The organism is Pseudomonas kurunegalensis (genome assembly GCF_030291635.1).
In the GTDB taxonomy this organism is placed as follows: Bacteria; Pseudomonadota; Gammaproteobacteria; order Pseudomonadales; family Pseudomonadaceae; genus Aquipseudomonas; species Aquipseudomonas monteilii.
The window spans coordinates 1940146-1954727 of sequence record NZ_CP127871.1; the positions used below are offsets into that span (position 1 = coordinate 1940146).

The 14582-nt window shown below is 62.4% G+C and carries 17 protein-coding genes; 7 read left to right on the forward strand and 10 right to left on the reverse strand.

The window, feature by feature from the left end; translation table 11 throughout:
• Window positions 1–120: 120 nt before the first annotated feature.
• Window positions 121–1473: a heavy metal sensor histidine kinase gene (locus QQ992_RS08715; RefSeq protein ID WP_286113036.1), complete on the reverse strand. Its 1353-nt coding sequence runs from the start codon at window positions 1471–1473 to the stop codon at window positions 121–123.
• Window positions 1470–2150, reverse strand: a complete 681-nt coding sequence (gene cinR, locus QQ992_RS08720; RefSeq protein WP_119370749.1) for a two-component system response regulator CinR — start codon at window positions 2148–2150, stop codon at window positions 1470–1472. Before cinR ends, QQ992_RS08715 begins: the two co-directional genes overlap by 4 nt.
• Before the next feature lie 160 nt (window positions 2151–2310).
• On the opposite strand from cinR, the gene QQ992_RS08725 reads away from it, so the two are divergent.
• Both QQ992_RS08725 and queF read left to right on the forward strand, forming a co-directional pair.
• Window positions 2311–2820: a cupredoxin domain-containing protein gene (locus tag QQ992_RS08725; RefSeq protein ID WP_286113038.1), complete on the forward strand. Its 510-nt coding sequence runs from the start codon at window positions 2311–2313 to the stop codon at window positions 2818–2820.
• Between the two features lie 68 nt (window positions 2821–2888).
• The gene (gene queF / locus QQ992_RS08730) at window positions 2889–3719 is read left to right on the forward strand and encodes an NADPH-dependent 7-cyano-7-deazaguanine reductase QueF (protein WP_105945217.1); all 831 of its coding nucleotides are present in this window, start codon (window positions 2889–2891) and stop codon (window positions 3717–3719) included.
• 33 nt (window positions 3720–3752) lie between these two features.
• Here queF and QQ992_RS08735 read toward each other — a convergent pair whose 3' ends face one another.
• The gene (locus tag QQ992_RS08735) at window positions 3753–4016 is read right to left on the reverse strand and encodes a DUF4404 family protein (RefSeq protein WP_003248815.1); all 264 of its coding nucleotides are present in this window, start codon (window positions 4014–4016) and stop codon (window positions 3753–3755) included.
• A gap of 122 nt (window positions 4017–4138) precedes the next feature.
• Window positions 4139–4705, reverse strand: coding sequence for an HAD superfamily inactivated hydrolase PcrP (pcrP, locus tag QQ992_RS08740; protein WP_105945215.1), 567 nt, complete (start codon window positions 4703–4705; stop codon window positions 4139–4141).
• Window positions 4706–4906: 201 nt separating this feature from the next.
• Here pcrP and QQ992_RS08745 point away from each other — a divergent pair, with 201 nt between their 5' ends.
• Entirely contained in the window at window positions 4907–5614 is a 708-nt protein-coding gene (locus QQ992_RS08745) for an MlaA family lipoprotein (protein ID WP_286113039.1), read from the forward strand.
• 34 nt (window positions 5615–5648) lie between these two features.
• On the opposite strand, the gene QQ992_RS08750 is transcribed toward QQ992_RS08745, so the two are convergent.
• On the reverse strand, window positions 5649–5948 hold the full coding sequence (locus QQ992_RS08750) for a PilZ domain-containing protein (protein WP_060500429.1): 300 nt from the start codon (window positions 5946–5948) through the stop codon (window positions 5649–5651).
• Window positions 5949–6229: 281 nt separating this feature from the next.
• Between QQ992_RS08750 and rssB the strand changes: the two genes are divergently transcribed.
• Both rssB and rssC read left to right on the forward strand, forming a co-directional pair.
• Window positions 6230–7411: a two-component system response regulator RssB gene (gene rssB, locus QQ992_RS08755; RefSeq protein WP_198750091.1), complete on the forward strand. Its 1182-nt coding sequence runs from the start codon at window positions 6230–6232 to the stop codon at window positions 7409–7411.
• A complete protein-coding gene (gene rssC, locus QQ992_RS08760) occupies window positions 7408–7890 on the forward strand; it encodes an anti-sigma factor antagonist RssC (RefSeq protein WP_019096598.1) in 483 nt (160 codons plus the stop codon). Before rssB ends, rssC begins: the two co-directional genes overlap by 4 nt.
• A 12-nt stretch (window positions 7891–7902) precedes the next feature.
• Here the strand turns inward: rssC and QQ992_RS08765 are convergent, their stop codons facing one another.
• The 3 genes from QQ992_RS08765 to dusA all read right to left on the reverse strand — a co-directional run bounded on the left by QQ992_RS08765 (window position 7903) and on the right by dusA (window position 11933).
• Complete coding sequence (locus QQ992_RS08765) at window positions 7903–9753, reverse strand: alkaline phosphatase D family protein (protein WP_286113040.1); 1851 nt, start codon at window positions 9751–9753, stop codon at window positions 7903–7905.
• A gap of 144 nt (window positions 9754–9897) precedes the next feature.
• Window positions 9898–10824, reverse strand: a complete 927-nt coding sequence (gene tal, locus QQ992_RS08770; protein WP_286113041.1) for a transaldolase — start codon at window positions 10822–10824, stop codon at window positions 9898–9900.
• Window positions 10825–10994: 170 nt separating this feature from the next.
• Entirely contained in the window at window positions 10995–11933 is a 939-nt protein-coding gene (dusA, locus tag QQ992_RS08775; RefSeq protein ID WP_433963107.1) for a tRNA dihydrouridine(20/20a) synthase DusA, read from the reverse strand.
• A 350-nt stretch (window positions 11934–12283) separates the two neighbouring features.
• Here dusA and QQ992_RS08780 point away from each other — a divergent pair, with 350 nt between their 5' ends.
• The gene (locus QQ992_RS08780; protein ID WP_198750019.1) at window positions 12284–12571 is read left to right on the forward strand and encodes a type II toxin-antitoxin system TacA family antitoxin; all 288 of its coding nucleotides are present in this window, start codon (window positions 12284–12286) and stop codon (window positions 12569–12571) included.
• Complete coding sequence (locus tag QQ992_RS08785; RefSeq protein WP_286113043.1) at window positions 12529–13050, forward strand: hypothetical protein; 522 nt, start codon at window positions 12529–12531, stop codon at window positions 13048–13050. The genes QQ992_RS08780 and QQ992_RS08785 overlap by 43 nt, the downstream gene beginning before the upstream one ends.
• 84 nt (window positions 13051–13134) lie before the next feature.
• Here the strand turns inward: QQ992_RS08785 and QQ992_RS08790 are convergent, their stop codons facing one another.
• Together QQ992_RS08790 and QQ992_RS08795 are read right to left on the reverse strand one after the other, a co-directional pair.
• Window positions 13135–14004 carry an AraC family transcriptional regulator gene (locus tag QQ992_RS08790; protein ID WP_286113045.1) on the reverse strand — a complete coding sequence of 290 codons (870 nt, stop codon included), beginning with the start codon at window positions 14002–14004 and terminating at the stop codon, window positions 13135–13137.
• Between the two features lie 154 nt (window positions 14005–14158).
• On the reverse strand, window positions 14159–14551 hold the full coding sequence (locus QQ992_RS08795; protein ID WP_286113047.1) for a GFA family protein: 393 nt from the start codon (window positions 14549–14551) through the stop codon (window positions 14159–14161).
• Between the last annotated feature and the right edge of the window lie 31 nt (window positions 14552–14582).

Below are 14582 nucleotides of genomic sequence, written 5' to 3' on the forward strand. Positions count from 1 at the left end.
GCGCTTTGCGCCCCTTTCGCGACACAAGGCCGCTCCTACAAGGGACCGCGTATTTGCAGGCTGACGCGATGCCTGTAGGAGCGGCCTTGTGTCGCGATGGGCTGCGAAGCAGCCCCAATTTCACCGATCCTGAGTGAACCCGATCAAAAACCGCGTCCACCCATCCTCGCATTCCGCCCGAATGTTCCCGCCATGGGCCTGCACGATCGACCGGGTAATCGCCAAACCCAATCCCGCATGCTCGCTGCTGCCTTCCCGCCGCGCAGGGTCCACCCGGTAGAAGCGGTCGAACAACCGTGGTAACGCCGCAGGGTCGATAGCCTGCCCGGTATTGGCCACGCAGATTGTAGGCCCCGGCTCCAGCGTCACCCTTATCTGCCCGCCCGTCGGGGTAAAGCGCAAGGCATTGTCGAGCAAGTTGGACAACGCCCGGCGCAGCATATGCCGGTCGCCCTGCAGCATCGCCTCACCCTCGCGCAGCATCTGCACGCCGCTGTCTTCGGCCAGCGGCGCGTAGTACTCCAGCAGAGCATCCACTTCTTCATGCAACGCCAGCGGCGCCTGCCCCGGCACCAGCAGGCCGTGATCGGCCTTGGCCAGGAACAGCATGTCGTTGATCATCTGCGCCATCCACTGCAGCTCCTCCAGGTTGCCATGCAGCGTCTCGCGGTACTCCTCCAGGCTGCGCGGGCGGGTGAGGGTGACCTGGGTGTGGGTCAGCAGGTTGGACAGGGGCGTGCGCAGTTCGTGGGCGATGTCGGCCGAAAACGCCGACAGGCGCTGGAAGGCATCGTCCAGGCGTTGCAGCATGGCGTTCATGCTGGTGGCCAGCTCGGCCAGTTCTTCGGGCATCTGCGCCACCGGCAGGCGGGTGGTGAGCGAACGTGCCGACACGCCGGCGGCCACCTGGCCCATCTGCCGCAAAGGGCGTAGGCCACTGCGTGCGGCCCAGGCGCCGAGCAGCGCGGTGGCCAGCGCCGACAGGCCGACGGTTAGCCAGATCAACCGTTGCATGCCTTGCAGGAAGTGCTGGTGGTGGGTGATGTCGAGGTAAAGGGTGAGTTGCGGCGACGGTGTTGTGCCTTGTGCCAGGTGCACGGCCAGGCTGCGGTAGTCGGTACCTTGCGCGTGCAGGGTAGCCAGCCCGGCGGGCCGTGGTGCCTGCGGCAGCCCTGTGCGGCTTTCGAACCAGGTGGTGCCGTCGTTACCGCTGATGCGCAAGGCCAGGTCGGCCTGGTGGCTCAGCTCATCGTGCAGGGCGGGCAGGCGGGCCTGTAAATCTTCCGGCGTGCTGATGCCGGCCAGTTGTGTGCGGAACAGCGACAGGCGCGAGTCCAGCAATTGTTGGTCCAGTTCGACGAAATGCTGCTCGCTGGCCTTGCTGAACAACAGGCCGGCGCCAAGCGAGACGGCTGCTGTGCAGGCGGCGAACAACAGGGCCAAACGGCTGCCGAGGGAAAGCCTGCGCATCAATCTGCACGCTCTTCGAGTACATACCCCATGCCGCGTACGGTGTGGATGAGTTTGTTGGGGTGCGGGTCGTCAATCTTCAGGCGCAAGCGGCGGATCGCCACCTCGATCACGTTGGTGTCGCTGTCGAAGTTCATGTCCCATACCTGCGAGGCAATCAGCGATTTTGGCAGCACTTCGCCCTGGCGGCGCAGCAGCAGTTCGAGCAGGGCGAATTCCTTGGCGGTCAGGTCGATGCGCTGGCCGGCGCGCTCGGCACGGCGGCGGATCAGGTCCAGGCGCAGGTCGGCCAGGCTCAGGGTGGTGTCCTGGCCAGGGTTGGTGCCACGGCGCAGCAAGGTGCGCACCCGGGCCAGCAGCTCGGAGAAGGCAAAGGGCTTGACCAGGTAATCATCGGCGCCCAGCTCCAGGCCGTGCACCCGGTCTTCGACGGCGTCGCGTGCGGTGAGGAACAGTACCGGCGTGTCGAGGCCGGCCTGGCGCACCGCTTGCAGGATTTGCCAGCCATCCCGGCCGGGCAGCATCACGTCGAGGATCAGCAGGTCATGGTCACCGGTCAGCGCCAGAAACTGGCCGGTTTCGCCATCGGTGGCCAGTTCGGTGGCGAAGCCGGCTTCGCTCAGGCCCTGGCTCAGGTACTGGCCGGTGCGGGCCTGGTCTTCGACGATCAGCAATTTCATTGGGTAGCTTGCCTCCAGCAAGGGCCGGGTGATGCTTGAAATGATACGTGACTATCCCGGCCGTCACTCAAGCTGACAAAGTTGTAATCTCCCTGTCAGGTTGCCGCCAGCCGTCCCTGACTAAGGTGGCCTCATACTGTTGTGCATTCCCGGAGTCATCATGAAACACCTGTTCATCGCCGCCACCCTTGCCTTGGTCAGCCTGCCGGCCTTTTCTGGCGAGGCGCAAACCTTCGCCTTCGGCGAGCCGGCCCCGGCGGCCAAAGCCACCCGCACGGTGGACGTGGTGCTCAAAGACATTGCCTTCGAGCCCAAGAGCCTGCAGGTAAAAGCCGGTGAGACGGTGCGTTTCGTGCTGGTCAACGAGGGCAAGCTGCCACATGAGTTCAACCTGGGTGACAAGGCCATGCATGCCGAGCACCAGAAAGAAATGGTCGCCATGCAAGGCAAGATGTTCGCCCAGGCCATGAACCATGAAGGCATGGATCACAGCCAGATGATGGATCACGGTGGTGGCCATGGTCACGGTGGTGGCAATACCGTGCTGGTCATGCCCGGCCAGCGCGCCGAGCTGACCTGGACCTTCCGCCAGTCGGCGCCCATCGAATTTGCCTGCAACGTACCAGGGCATTACCAGGCCGGTATGGTCGGGGCATTGACCATCGAGTGACTTGCCCTGCAAGGCGGGGTGCAAAACCGGTAAACTAGGGGCAATTTCGAACCTCTAGGTCAGTTTCCATGCATCCCGCTGCCGAACACTCCCCGCTGGGCAAATCCAGCGAATACATTGCCACCTACTCCCCGGAGCAGCTGTTCCCGATCCCGCGTACTGCCAAGTGGGCCGAGCTGGGCGTCACCGCGCAGACCTTGCCCTGGCAGGGCGTGGATTACTGGAACTGTTTTGAGCTGAGCTGGCTGCTGCCGTCGGGCAAGCCTGTGGTGGCGATCGGCGAGTTCGCCATTCCGGCTGATTCGCCGAACATCATCGAATCCAAGTCGTTCAAGCTGTACCTCAACTCGCTGAACCAGACGGTGTTCGCCTCGCTGGGCGAGTTGCAGGCGTGCCTGGAGAAAGACCTGTCCGCTGCCGCTGGCAAGCCGGTGGGCGTGAAAGTGCGGACCTTGGCCGAGGTCGAGGCCCAGGGTGTGGTGGCTTTGCCGGGGCTGTGCATCGATGCGCTGGATGTGGCTATCAGCAACTACGAGCAGCCGCAGCCAGAACTGCTGCGTTGCAACCCGGAGCGGGTGGTGGAAGAAACCTTGCACAGCCACCTGCTGAAGTCCAACTGCCCGGTTACCGGCCAGCCGGACTGGGGCAGCGTGGTGGTCGAGTACAAGGGCAGGGCGCTGGACCATGCCAGCCTGCTGACCTACCTGATCAGCTTCCGCCAGCATGCCGACTTCCACGAGCAGTGCGTGGAACGCATTTACCTGGACTTGAAGAACCTGCTGCAGCCGGAGCACCTGACGGTGTATGCGCGCTATGTGCGCCGGGGTGGGCTGGACATCAACCCGTACCGCAGCACCGGGGCGATCAGCCCGCAGAACACGCGGCTGGTTCGGCAGTAAGGTATGGGGGCCGCCAAGCGGCCCCCGGCTATTTCAGATCCCCATGCTGTGCAGCGAGTTGGCGATGCTGCGCAGGGTGGCGGTGAGGTCGGGGTGGTCGGCCTCGAAGCGTTCGATCGCCAGGTTCACGCCATCCACCAGGTTGTTGTCCGGCGTGGCTTCCTCAAGTTTCAGTTGCGCCTCGATCTGGCGCGCTTCTTCGTGCAGCGCGGCCAGCTCTTCTTCCGAAAGCGGCACGTTGCGGTCCAGTTGCTCGCGCAAGCTGTTCAGGCGCTCTTGCAATTCGCGGGCAGGCATTGGCAGTTCTCCATCGATGGCTTGGCAAGCCATGGACCTCAGCGAAGCGGCAAAGGTTCTGGCCTGTCTTCAGCGTAATCCACCTGCCGCCGCTTTGCATGATCCGTGTCAAAGGTGCTGTTTCAGGGTTTTTCACCTTTGCGCCGGCGCTGCGCGATGTCTTGCAGGCAGGTATCCAGCGCTTCGAGGTGGTCGATTACCGAATGCACGCCCAGGCTGAACAACTCCAGCGTCGCCTTGCCGCGGGCCAGGTCCTGTTCCTGTGTGCTCATGGCTTGCCATTGCTGCGAGCTGCGGTCGCACAGCGGGCTGCAGGCCGCCAGGCCCACCGTCCACAAGCCCGCGTTAAGGCCCGACTGCAGCAGGCGCGGGTCGCCGCTGACCAGCACGCAGCCGTCCAGGCGTTCGCTGTCCAGGCTCATCAAGGCCTGCCAGCAGGCGTTGGGCGCTGGCCAGCGGACGCCGTTGACCAGGTGCCCCGGCAGCCAGTCGGGCAACACATGGGCCAGGCGTTTGCTGTGGGTGGCGGTGAGGTCATCCAGCCAGATGCACGGCACCTGGCGATGACGCAGGCTGGCGAGGGTGGCCAGTGCGCCGGGGGCGGGTGAGGGGGCGCCGCCATTGGCAGCCTGCACCAGGCAGCCGCGCAAGCCGAACAGCACAGCAGTGAAGGCGGGTGCAGCGTCCATGGCAACTTCCCCCAAATAGTCCGCAGGCTATTCGCTGATTGTTACCGGCCTGTGACAGGCTGGCCCGAGCAACAGTTGTTCACAAAATATTGAGCAAAAATGTGTAAAGCTGTTTATCAGGCCGCAAGCCTCTATACTGCCGCCTTACCAGCAGCGCGCCCCGTTGCGCATGCGGCCGAGAAATTCGATGGAGAGACATCTATGCGTAGGATCGGTGCCAGTGTGATCGAACGAGTCACCCAGGCCTGTGTCTGCGCCAGCTTGCTGCTGGCGCCCGTGGCAGCCACCCAGGCCGCCACCGAGGAAGATCCCTGGGAAGCGGTCAACCGCCCGATCTTCCGTTTCAACGATACCCTCGACACCTATGCCCTGAAGCCATTGGCCAAGGGCTACCAGGCGGTCACCCCGCAGTTTCTTGAAGATGGCATCCACAACATCTTCCGCAACCTGGGCGACGTGACCAACCTGGCCAACGACCTGCTGCAGCTCAAACCTCATGCAGCGGGCGTGGACACTGCGCGGCTGATCGTCAACACCACGTTCGGTCTGGGCGGCTTCTTCGATGTGGGCACCAGGATGGGCCTGCAACGTAATGACGAGGACTTTGGCCAGACCTTGGGTTATTGGGGCGTGCCGAGCGGCCCGTACGTGGTCATCCCGCTGCTGGGGCCGAGCACCGTACGTGACGGCGTAGCCAAGTACCCGGACACCTACACCAAACCCTACCGCTACATCGACCATGTGCCGACGCGCAACTCGATCTTCGCCCTGGACGTGATCGACACCCGTGCCGACCTGCTGTCGGCCGAGAAGCTGATTCAGGGTGACAAGTACATCTTCATTCGCAACGCCTACCTGCAGAACCGCGAGTTCAAGGTGAAGGACGGCGAAGTCGAAGACGACTTCTGATCCATGGGCCTGGGGCTGCAACGCGGCCCCAGGTTCAGTGCATCGCCAGAATCCGCAGCCCGAACTTCTGCTGCCCGCCCGGCTGATCGGCAATCCATACCACTTCGGTGCTGGCATGCAGCCCTTTCAGCGCCGGGTGGTCCGAGTCGATCCGCACCTCGATATGATCCCCGACCAGAAAGCGCTGCGGTGCCTGCACCTGCATGCCGCCGCTGGACAGGTCCAGGCACACCGCCGCAATCACCTGGCCTTCATGCAACAGGCTGACCTCGGTGTCGATGCGCATACGGATAAAGTCGCGTTTCTCGCTGTGGCTGGAGGGCGTGTGGGGCATGCTGCATCCTTCCCATCGGGTTGCGCTGGTCGACTTTCTTATAACTCCCGGTGATTTGCCCTGTAAAGAGCGGCGAGGTCGACCCTTGCATGCTTGAAACCCCTGCCGGATGGGAGTACCGTCTGCGCCTTACAAGGTAGCTCTCACAGTTGCCGGAGAGTTGCCGGGCAGGTGTTCTTGTCCTACAACTCAAGTAGAGTGTGACCATAAAGAATTCCCGTAGCTGGCCGTCTGCCTTGCCGACACCGCTGCACCAACCTAAATCGGCGCCGTTCGCCCACATGCAGAAAACCAGTGCAACGCTGCTGATCATCGATGACGACGACGTGGTCCGTGCGAGCCTCGCCGCCTATCTTGAAGACAGTGGCTTCAGCGTCCTCCAGGCCGGTAATGGCCAGCAGGGGCTTCAGGTCTTCGAAGAACACCAGCCCGACCTCGTGATCTGCGATCTGCGCATGCCGCAGATGGGCGGCCTCGAACTGATCCGCCAGGTCAGTGAGCGCGCGCCGCAGTTGCCGGTGATCGTGGTGTCGGGTGCCGGCGTCATGAGTGATGCGGTGGAAGCGTTGCGCCTGGGCGCCGCCGACTACCTGATCAAGCCGCTGGAAGACCTGGCCGTACTCGAGCATTCGGTGCGCCGGGCCCTCGACCGTTCGCGCCTGGTGCTGGAAAACCAGCGCTATCGCGACAAGCTCGAAGCCGCCAACCGCGAACTGGAAGCCAGCCTGCACCTGCTGCAGGAGGACCAGACCGCCGGTCGCCAGGTGCAGATGAACATGCTGCCGGAAAGCCCCTGGGCAGCCGGCGAGTTCGCTTTCGCGCACCAGATCATCCCGTCGCTGTACCTGTCGGGTGATTTTGTCGATTACTTCCGCGTGGACGAGCGGCGCATTGCCTTCTACCTCGCCGATGTTTCCGGGCATGGCGCGTCGTCGGCCTTTGTCACCGTGCTGTTGAAGTTCATGACCACGCGGCTCATGTTCGAGCTCAAGCGCAGCAAGATGCGCGAGTTCAAGCCGTCGGAAGTGCTCAGCCATATCAACCGCGGCCTGATCAACAGCAAGCTGGGCAAGCACGTCACCATGGTCGGCGGTGTGATCGACGAAGAGTCGGGTCTGCTGACCTACGCCGTTGGCGGCCATCTGCCGCTGCCGGTGCTGTACACCCCCGAGCACGCCCGCTACCTGGAAGGCCGTGGCCTGCCGGTGGGGCTGTTCGAGGAGGCCACCTACCAGGACCTGGTAGTCGAGCTGCCACCGCAGTTCAGCCTCAGCCTGATGTCCGATGGCATTCTGGACCTTTTGCCGGGTGACACGCTCAAAGATAAAGAAACCGCCTTGCCGGAGATCGTCAAGGCAGCAGGTGGCAGCCTGGATGGGCTGCGTCAACGATTCGGATTGGCTACGCTTGGGGAGATGCCGGATGATATCGCCCTATTGGTGTTGAGCAGGAACCTTCAATGAGTACCGGTAGAATCCAGTTCGCCGAGCAGAGTGGCACCTTCGTACTGAAGTTCGTCGGTGAAGTGCGCCTGACCCTGTGTTCGGCGCTGGATGCGACGATCGAGAAAATTTTCACGGCGTTGAACTTCTCGGCGATTGTCATCGACCTGACTGAAACCGAAAGCATCGACAGCACCACCCTGGGCCTGCTGGCCAAGCTGTCGATCCTGTCGCGACAGAAGGTGGGCTTGCTGCCGACCGTGGTTACCACCAACCCGGACATTTCCCGGTTGCTGCAGTCGATGGGCTTCGATCAGGTGTTCAACATCGTCGATCGCCCAATTCCGTGCCCGGAATGCCTGACCGACCTGCCATCGCAGGACCAGAACGAAGACGTGGTGCGCTCCAAGGTACTGGAGGCGCACAAGATCCTCATGGGCCTGAACGACTCCAACCGCGAAGCGTTCCATGACCTGGTCAGTGCGCTGGAGCGAAGCTGACCTGTTGCCAGGCTAGCGCCCGGCAACAAACTCGGTTGCTTCAGCGCCGCCGGCATCCAGCTGAAATACCCGCACTGGCCGCCCCTGTTCGTCGAAGAACACCTGCCCCAACCCCGCGCCATTCCACAGCCGCTCTCCCGCCTTGCTGTGGCTGGGCGTGCGCGGTACCACCTCCATCTCCCGGCGCCTGGTGAACCAGTTCAGCGGCGAGCGTGGCGAATACAGCCAGCGGTTGAGCCGGTCGAGCACATCCAGCAAGCGCCGGGGGAACTCGTTCTTGATCCCGCTGCTGGTCACCTGCCACAAGTGCGGGCTGCGCTGGCGGTGGCGGATCAGCACTTCATAGACGAACGAGTAGTGCACATCCCCGGACAGCACCACGTAGTGCCCTGGTGTACGGGAGTGGCGGAAGATGTTGAGGATGACCTGCGCCGCCCCCCGGTGGGCCATCCAGTTTTCGGCATCTACCAAGAGTGGATAGCCCAGCCAGCTGAACACCTTTTGCACCGTCTCGATCAGCTTCACGCCAAAAATCGGCGCCGGTGACACGATGACCGCTGACGGGTGGTCGAGCAGTGCTTGCTGCAGCTCGCTCAGTGCCTCCCAATCAAGCAAGCCGGACGGCTTGGCCAAACTGCTTTCACTGCGCCAGCGCCGGGTGCGGGTGTCCAGCACCAGCAAGGGCGGGTTTGTGGGCAGGCTGAATTGCCAGCCCTGGAAGCGCAACAGCTCGCCGATCAGCTCATCCTGGTGTTGGCCGGTCAGCGCCTGGCATTGCTCGGTCAGTGGCTTGCAGCCGTCCGGGTTGTTACCCCAGGCCTGGCACAGCAGGTAGCCGAGCAGGGCGTTGCCGATGATGCGCCGCGAGAACGGATGGCCGTAGGCGGTTTCTTCCCACTGTGCCGAGAGGTTCCAATCGTCGGTGATGTCGTGGTCGTCGAAAATCATCAGGCAGGGCAGGTGGGCCATTACCCGCGCCACTTGGCCGAGGTTGTCGGCAAACGCCTGGATCAATGGCAGCTCTTGCCGGTAACGGGCCTGGCGCTGGTCGGTAAGGCCGGTGGGCATGTCCAGGTTCACCAGTTGCCAAGGCACCGGTGACCACACCAGCAGGTACATGGCCATGACCTCGGCGAAGGTCACCAAGTGGTTGTCGGCGTTGCTGGACGAGAAAATCGGCTTGCGCTTGCCGCCGAAAAAGCGCTCGCGCAAGGTGTCGTTGTGCTCCTGCGCCGGCAGCAGGTCGGCGCGGTGGTAGTAACTGGCCGGGTGCTGGTACAGCGCCTGGCTGTCAGGCACCACCGCACCTTCCAGTTGCTCGTCGAACAGGCCCAGGCGCGCGATCAGGCTATGGATGGCGCGCAGCATGGGGCCGGCGACATCGTCGGCGTACACCTGGTCGCCGGTCATCAGCAGCACGGCCGGGCGGTCTTCAGGTTGCTTGCAGGTTTGCAGCAGGCGGTCGGCGCACAGCAGGCCATCGGCAGCGGGATGGTGCGGCTTGCGGCAGGAGCCGTGCAGCAAGTGGTCGAGGCGGTCGCGCAGCACCAGGCTTGGGCGCTGGGTGCCGGGGTAGAGCAGGTGTGGTGCCCAGCCCGCGATACCCTGGTCGTTGATGAGCAGGTCGTAGTCGAGCAACTGGTTGCAGGGCAGAGGGTGATTGAAGTGGATGTCCAGTAGGTGGATGAAGGCGTGCTGGCCGACCGGGATAACCTGGCAATCGACCTGGGCCTCGCCTGCGGGGCAGATGAAATCGGGTTGCAGCGGTTGGGTGGCGACCAGCCAGATGGCCAGGCGCTGGGGCTCCAGGCGGCGCAGTACCGGGCCGGCGAGCACGAGGGGCAACGGGGTAGAGGGGGTCATCGACAGCTCGGATGGCTATGCGGGCCTCTTTGCGGGCAAACCCGCGAAAAGGCCCTGGAATTCAGTACACAACTAAAACGGGGCAAAACAAAACGGGCGGAAAATGCTGAACACTTCCCGCCCGTCAGGCAAACCCGAACTGTATCAGGCCTTTTCAGCCATCAACTTCTCCAGCTTTTCCTGGTCCCGCGCAAACTGGCGGATACCCTCGGCCAGCTTCTCGGTGCCCATGGCATCTTCGTTCATCGCCCAGCGGAACTGGCTTTCATTCAACTGCTGCTTCGCCTCACCGGCATTGCCCGGTTTCAGCACCTGCGGCAGCTCGCCCTGGTCATCACTCAGTTGCTGCAACAGCTCTGGGCTGATGGTCAGGCGGTCGCAGCCAGCCAGCTGTTCGATCTGGCCGATGTTGCGGAAGCTGGCGCCCATGACCACGGTGTTGTAGCCATTGGCCTTGTAGTAGTTGAAGATCCGCGTGACCGACTGCACGCCCGGGTCCTCGGCACCGACGTATTCCTTGCCGGTGCTCTTCTTGTACCAGTCGTAGATGCGGCCCACGAACGGCGAAATCAGAAACACCCCGGCATCGGCGCAGGCTTGTGCCTGGGCGAAGGAGAACAGCAGGGTGAGGTTGGTCTGGATGCCTTCCTTCTCCAGCTTTTCGGCGGCGCGAATGCCTTCCCAGGTGGAGGCCAGCTTGATCAGCACACGGTCACGGCCAACGCCGGCCGCTTCGTACAGCTCGATCAGCTTGCGCGCCTTGGCCAGCAGGGCCGGCTCATCGAACGACAGGCGCGCATCCACTTCAGTGGAGATACGCCCCGGGATGACCTTGAGAATGCCCGAGCCCACCGCCACTGCGAACTTGTCGCAAGCCAGGTCGACATTGCCCTTGGCATCGGCCTTCACCTGCGTGAGCAGATCGGCGTAGCCCGGGATGGCGGCGGCCTTGAGCAGTAGCGACGGGTTGGTGGTGGCATCGACTGGCTTCAGGCGGGTGATGGCGTCCAGGTCCCCGGTGTCGGCGACCACGGTGGTGAACTGCTTGAGTTGTTCCAGCTTGGAGGTCATGGGCGTGCTCTGTCCTGTGCAATGACTCGACATTACCCGAGCCCCGACGGCCGCTCAAGGGCCGTCGAAACCGTGCAGGCAAGCGGTGGCAGCAGGCTTGCCCGCGAAGGGCGGTGCGAAAGGTGAAGATTCGAGTCGCAAGCCGGCCCGAGGTTCCCAATCCCGCGTTGTCACCGCCCCTGCAACAACTCCACTGCCTGATCAAACACCGCCAACGGCTCAGCGGCCTTGTGAATATCCGCCGACAGCAACTGGCGGAAGCGCCGTGCGCCCTTGAACCCCTGGGCCAACCCCAGAATGTGCCGGGTAACGTGATGCATCGCGCCACCACTTGCCATATGCGCCACGATGTAAGGCCGCAGCTGTGCCAGTGCCTCGCTACGGCTGACCACCGGCGCCGCGCTGCCAAACAGCTGCTGGTCCACCTCGGCCAGCAGGTAAGGGTTGTGATACGCCTCACGCCCCAGCATCACGCCGTCGAAGGTTTCAAGGTGCGCCTGGCATTCGGCCAGAGTCTTGATCCCGCCGTTGAGCACGATCTCCAGGTCCGGGAAGTCGGCCTTCAACTGCGCCGCCACGTCATAGCGCAGCGGCGGGATTTCGCGGTTCTCCTTCGGCGACAGCCCCTCCAGAATCGCGATGCGCGCATGCACGGTAAAACTCCGGCAGCCGGCCTCGCGCACCTGGCCGACGAAGTCGCACAGTTCGGCGTAGCTGTCGCGGCCATTGATGCCAATGCGGTGCTTGACCGTCACCGGCGTCGACACCGCATCACGCATGGCCTTCACGCAATCGGCCACCAGCGCCGGGTGCGCCATCAGGCAAGCGCCGATCATGTTGTTCTGCACCCGGTCGCTCGGGCAGCCGACGTTGAGGTTGACCTCGTCGTAGCCAGCTTCCTCGGCCAGGCGCGCGCCGGCAGCCAGGTCGGCGGGCACACTACCGCCCAGTTGCAGGGCCAGCGGGTGCTCGGAGACGTCGTGGCGCAGGAAACGGTGGGCGTCGTTGTGGAGGAGGGCACCGGTGGTGACCATCTCGGTGTAGAGCAGGGTTTGGCTGGAGAGCAGGCGCAGGAAGAAGCGGCAGTGGCGGTCTGTCCAGTCCATCATCGGTGCAACGCTGAAGCGGCGTGACGGCTCAGGGCGCGTGGTTTCTGGGTTAGAGCCTGGATTAGCGGTCTTATCGTTCAACGTTTTCGGTACCGAATGCTGGATTTTTGGGGCTGGTAGCAAACTGCAGAGGCGGCGTAGCAAAAGCTGGCAACAAAACAGAATCTGCGTTCGCCTGGGCTGTCAGCTAGTTTACCAAGGCAGCTGGGTTTCCGTCAGGAAGCAGGTCGTGTTCGTTCTGCGGTCATACGTATGTGTAAGTCAATCTCATACATGTGTGTAGACGTTAGCTATACGTAGTGCTACCGTTGCGGTGTGGGGATGGCCCCCGCAGCTGTGGAGAAAGAAATATGTCGGCTCAAATCAATGAGCGTGAAAAGCCCGTACCGATCAACATGCGAGTCGATACCAGAAAGCGCAGTCTGATCGACGCGGCTGTCGAGCTGCTAGGAACAGACAGAACCAGCTTCATCGTCGATGCGGCCTGTAGGCGAGCGGAAGAAGTGATCATGGACCGCCAGCTGTTCCTGCTCAGCGACGAAGCCTTTGATCGTTTCGAGCAGGCGCTGGAGCAGAACCCGTTAAAGGATAACAAGTGCCTACAAAAACTCATGTCCAAACCCGCCCCGTGGAGCTAAGCAAGCCGGTAAAGCTCAGTGAGGCCCATGATTTCGCGGGTTTTGATTGTGGCGAGCGCTCCATCAACGAGTACCTTCACAAGCGGGCAAGAAAGGCCCAGCAAGAAAAGCTGGCGGTGGTGTATGTGACGTGCTTCAAGGGTACCCAGCAAGTTGCGGGGTTCTACACCTTGTCGAGCGGTTCGATTGCGCGGCAGTCGGTGTTGCCGAGAAAACTACAGCGCAATACGCCGTTCGCGCACCCGGCTACCATTCTGGGGCGGATGGGGGTGACCCTTGAGGCTCAAGGGTACGGATTTGCCGAAGGCCTGTTGCAAGATGCGATACTTCGGGTCATGGCGTCCACAGAGGTGGTGGCTTCATCGGCGATTCTGGTTCATCCGCTTAACGAAACACTCGCAGACTTCTATGCCAGCAAGGCCGGTTTTGTGCGTTGTCCCGATTTGTCACCGCTGACAATGATGCTGTCATTGCGCTAAATCGCATCAAGCGGCAGGCCATGATAACGCGGGCACGCAGCGTTGGTTAACACCGCACACCCGTGCTCACGACCAACCCCCCAGCTACTTCAACGGCACATACACATCCGTCTCCCACTGCTCCAGCGGCGTTTCCGGATACACACTCAGGTACTGAAAGAACAACGGATGATCCCGCAGTTCTTCATGACTCGACGGCAACCAGTCCCGATAAAACGGATAAATGGTCTCACCAATGTAGTCAGGCGAGCCGGTATGCCGGATCACGGCACAACGCCCCGCCGGGATGACCCGTTCGTGCACGCCAAAATCATTGGGCTTTACGGCCTCGTCCATCTCGCCACACACGGCAAAACGAAAGGCATGGGCCGGGGTGGTGTCGGGGTTGTCGTAGGGGATGCCGAAGGTGCGGCTGGTCGCCACGGGCGACTGGCCGCTGTGCATGCGCCATTGGCGAAAACGCGCGACGCTTTCGCCGACCAGGCTTGGCGCCCCTCGGTGTTCAAGCGCGGCCACGCGGGTTTCGGCAAAATCCACGATACGGATCTGCATGGTGATACTCCTGGTTAAGTGAGGCACAACGAACACCGCACTCCAGGCCTGCCAGTTCGGGGCCTTGGCAAAAACGCTCGGCGCCATGCCGAAGGCACGCTTGAACGCCCTGGAAAAGGCTTCGGGGCTTTCGAATCCGGCGCCGAATGCGGCTTCCAGTACGGGCGTTGTGGGCGAGGCGACCAGTTGATGCGCCGCACGTCGAAGCCTCATCAGTTGCACATACCGTGTAACCGGAACGCCCATGTATGCCGTGAATTGCCGATGAAAGTGAAACGCCGAGAAGTTGGCGATGCGGCTCAGGGCATTCACCGACAGGTCGCCTTCAAGGTGGCTGTCGATATAGGCAAGCACGGCTTCGAACCGTTTTGCGTAGGTAGGGTTGTGCTGTGAGTCAGTCAACGAACGGAATCTCCGGAAGGTGCGGTGAGCGCTAGCATCCGTTGTTCAGGCATCGAAGTGCCTAGCCGTGATTGCTCAATCAGGGAGGGGCTTGACCATCGTGTTGGATGATACTGGCTTTGTGGGGTGGCGGATTAACCGCAATGCCGGTCAGTCAGCCGTCAGCGCTACAGGGTGTGTACCAGGAGGCAGCAGAGTCGACATGAAGGTGTTTCTGCTTTTTGGGCAGAAACGGTGTATCAAGCGTGCCCAGCGCGATCGAAACCCAATCGGCAAACTCACCCTGGGAACGTGACCAGAACAGGCTAGAACCGCACTCGGCGCAAAACTCGCGCACTACGGTGGGTGAGGAGGCAAAGGCCTTGAGGCTGGCAGCGCCGCGCAGTATTCGCAGCCTGCTGCGTGGAACGCTGCCGTAGGAGGCGAAGGCGGCCCCGTGGCTTTTGCGGCACTGGCTGCAGTGGCAATGGCTTACTGCCTTGGGTGGGGTAAGTAGCAGGTAACTGACCGCTGCACACAGGCAGCTTCCTTGATAGGCCTCTTTCACTGGCGCTTCCGTGCAGGTGGAAAGCGCCAGC

Coding starts and splice junctions, on each gene's coding strand:
- cinR (WP_119370749.1), bottom strand. CDS start 2,150: ATGAAATTGCTGATCGTCGAAGACCAGGCCCGCACCGGCCAGTACCTG.
- QQ992_RS08725 (WP_286113038.1), top strand. CDS start 2,311: ATGAAACACCTGTTCATCGCCGCCACCCTTGCCTTGGTCAGCCTGCCG.
- queF (WP_105945217.1), top strand. CDS start 2,889: ATGCATCCCGCTGCCGAACACTCCCCGCTGGGCAAATCCAGCGAATAC.
- QQ992_RS08735 (WP_003248815.1), bottom strand. CDS start 4,016: ATGCCTGCCCGCGAATTGCAAGAGCGCCTGAACAGCTTGCGCGAGCAA.
- pcrP (WP_105945215.1), bottom strand. CDS start 4,705: ATGGACGCTGCACCCGCCTTCACTGCTGTGCTGTTCGGCTTGCGCGGC.
- QQ992_RS08745 (WP_286113039.1), top strand. CDS start 4,907: ATGCGTAGGATCGGTGCCAGTGTGATCGAACGAGTCACCCAGGCCTGT.
- QQ992_RS08750 (WP_060500429.1), bottom strand. CDS start 5,948: ATGCCCCACACGCCCTCCAGCCACAGCGAGAAACGCGACTTTATCCGT.
- rssB (WP_198750091.1), top strand. CDS start 6,230: ATGCAGAAAACCAGTGCAACGCTGCTGATCATCGATGACGACGACGTG.
- rssC (WP_019096598.1), top strand. CDS start 7,408: ATGAGTACCGGTAGAATCCAGTTCGCCGAGCAGAGTGGCACCTTCGTA.
- QQ992_RS08765 (WP_286113040.1), bottom strand. CDS start 9,753: ATGACCCCCTCTACCCCGTTGCCCCTCGTGCTCGCCGGCCCGGTACTG.
- tal (WP_286113041.1), bottom strand. CDS start 10,824: ATGACCTCCAAGCTGGAACAACTCAAGCAGTTCACCACCGTGGTCGCC.
- dusA (WP_433963107.1), bottom strand. CDS start 11,933: ATGATGGACTGGACAGACCGCCACTGCCGCTTCTTCCTGCGCCTGCTC.
- QQ992_RS08780 (WP_198750019.1), top strand. CDS start 12,284: ATGTCGGCTCAAATCAATGAGCGTGAAAAGCCCGTACCGATCAACATG.